Annotated in this window: 1 protein-coding gene; it reads right to left on the bottom strand. The window is 35.8% G+C overall.

Going from position 1 to position 2,545, the window contains the following annotated elements; translation table 11 throughout:
* Nucleotides 1–65: 65 nt before the first annotated feature.
* Nucleotides 66–2,273, bottom strand: coding sequence for an LTA synthase family protein (locus FC65_RS10050; RefSeq protein WP_056972573.1), 2,208 nt, complete (start codon nt 2,271–2,273; stop codon nt 66–68).
* Nucleotides 2,274–2,545: the final 272 nt, after the last annotated feature.

Raw genomic sequence — 2,545 nt, 5'->3', positions numbered from 1 at the left:
CATTTACACAAACTTCTTGACACTCCCAGATTTCCATTGAAATTACTTAAATTTCACTAAAGCTATTATTCAGAAGCATTGACTTCACTGGCAGAGGATTTCACACTGCTTGAATCTTTAGCATTTTTGACATCTTTATTCTTATTGGTCGTAATTTTTTTCTTAGCACTTGAAACATTCGCTGAATTATCATCTGTCTTTTTTAACTCTGGAGCATCCGAATCATAATCATCGATCGTCGAATGGTCCTGATTCCTCGACCATAAACTAGTTGATCGTTGCTGCAATTTTTTTTCGGTTTGGATCAACTTATAAAAATCATTTTGATAATCATATTCCTTTGGATTTACCGGTGTAAAACCATTTGGCACGTAAAAACGCAATAGGTTTTTATTGTTCAAAGAGTCAGACAAACTTAATTCGTGAGTTACCTGTCTTGATTTTTCTTGCAACTCTTTTTTCACATCCGCTGATGGATGAGTTACCACATCTCCTGTGCCGTTTTGATAGATAGTATTTCCGATCACTGTATAGTTTGGTGTCACAAAGTTGTCATTTCTAAAAGCAACCGTCTGGTCATGTTCTGGTGAAAATAAATCTGTTCCAAACTGAATATACTTGCTTGAATCTATTCCCGCCAAATGCAAGAGGGTCGGCAAAACATCGATCTCGCCGCCATACTGTTTTTGAACACCGCCGTCATGTTCTCCGGGAATGTGAAGCATAAACGGTACACGTTGCAACTGAGTATTATCATAATCACTCCAAGTGGATGATGATTTGCCCAATAGCTTAGCTAATTTAACATTTCTTGTATCGGAAATACCGTAATGATCTCCATATAACATGATCACAGAATTATCATATAAACCAGAACTCTTTAGATAATCAAAAAATTCTTCGACCGCCTGATCTAAATAATGAGCAGTAACAAAATAATTATTGATCGAGTTGTCAGAGGTATCGGCCGTTGGAAAATCAGTATTTTCTTTATCCAGGTTATATGGAAAGTGGTTGGAAACCGTAATGAATTTAGCATAAAACGGCTGTTGCAGCCGCTCCAAGTACTTAACCGAATCATGGAACAACAACTTATCTTTCAGGCCATATTCACTTAAGTTGTTGGAATCTTGGTTAAAATAGCTGGCATCAAAGAAATTTTGATAGCCTAAATTTGGATAAACACTATTACGATTCCAAAATGAGCCATTATTTCCATGGAAAACAGCGGATGAATAGCCGCCTTCCTGGTTTAAGATCGCAGGAGCCCCTTCAAAAGTATTATCAGTACCTAAAGCAGAAAAAAGTGAACCCTGCGGTAATCCAAATGTTCCTGTTTCCAACATATTTTCTGCATCCGAAGTTTTTCCTTGTCCAACTTGATTAAAGAAATTTTCAAAACTGTACATATCCTTGCTATTATATAAGCTATTCAAAAATGGCGTAACTTCTTTACCATCCAGTTTATAATTGATCAAAAATTGTTGAAAACTTTCTAAGTGGATAACAATAATATTTTTACCCTTGCCTGCACCAAATAATTTTGGATCGGGTTTAGCATAGTGGTTTGAAGTATACTGCAAGATATTATTGAGATCAGCACCATCAGCACGACTACGTGCCTGATTATTTTTAGCAGTCTTCAAACCGTCGTACACCGTAAAAGTGTCGATTCCTAAATATTTAACAAGATAATTGCGATCAAATGTCCGAGTTAACAACTGTGGCCGGTCGATCTCACCTAAAACTATGTTAAACATCAGTGCAAAAATCGCAAAAGAACTAATTGCCGCTGCAGATTTCTTTTTGATCGGTCGCTTGTCCAATTTGATGAGCTTGGTCAGTAAACCCAGCAACACTAAAACAACATCACCAAGAATAATAACATCCTCTGGCTTTAACAACGCAAAGGAGCTGCCGCTTAAACCTTGCGAAACTGCCGAATAACCGAAAATGACATTAATCGTCATGAAATCAGTGAATTCACGGTAATAGATCACACTAAATAGTAGTAAAGCGGTATTTGCAACATATATCAAAAACATTGTGATATATGAAGGCAAAGTCCGTTTTACATATAAACCTATACTAAATAATAAAAGCGTGGTCGCAAAAGGATTGATCAACATTACAAAATATTGGTAGATCCCCTTGACCCCCAGGTGAAAGTCGATCAAATAGACTAGGATAGTTTTTATCCAAAATAAAACAACAAGCAGACTCAAAAAACCTATCCTAGTATTGATAAACTCGCGAATTTTTTTTAAATTCAAATCAGATCGAAATCCTTTCAAAGTCTCTATATATACCTTAACAGTCTATACTATTTTTGAGTCTAACGTCAATTTAGCTTGTACAAATTAGAAAAATATCAACATTTAGATCAATTTTCTTAGTTGAGGTTCGCTTGACCAGCTTTTACACTACAACGCAGAAGACACATTATATTGTGAAAGTCTGTTAGTGATCTCCTTCTAAACGCCATGTTTCTCTTGGTACAAAAAAAGAGTTCCGAAAAAAGGTTCTATAATATTTGGTACTGATA

The sequence above is a fragment of the Ligilactobacillus acidipiscis DSM 15836 genome (genome assembly GCF_001435755.1).
Lineage (GTDB): Bacteria > Bacillota > Bacilli > Lactobacillales > Lactobacillaceae > Ligilactobacillus > Ligilactobacillus acidipiscis.
Note: the sequence above shows the minus strand (reverse complement) of the source record. Positions and strands in the feature narration are given on the sequence as shown.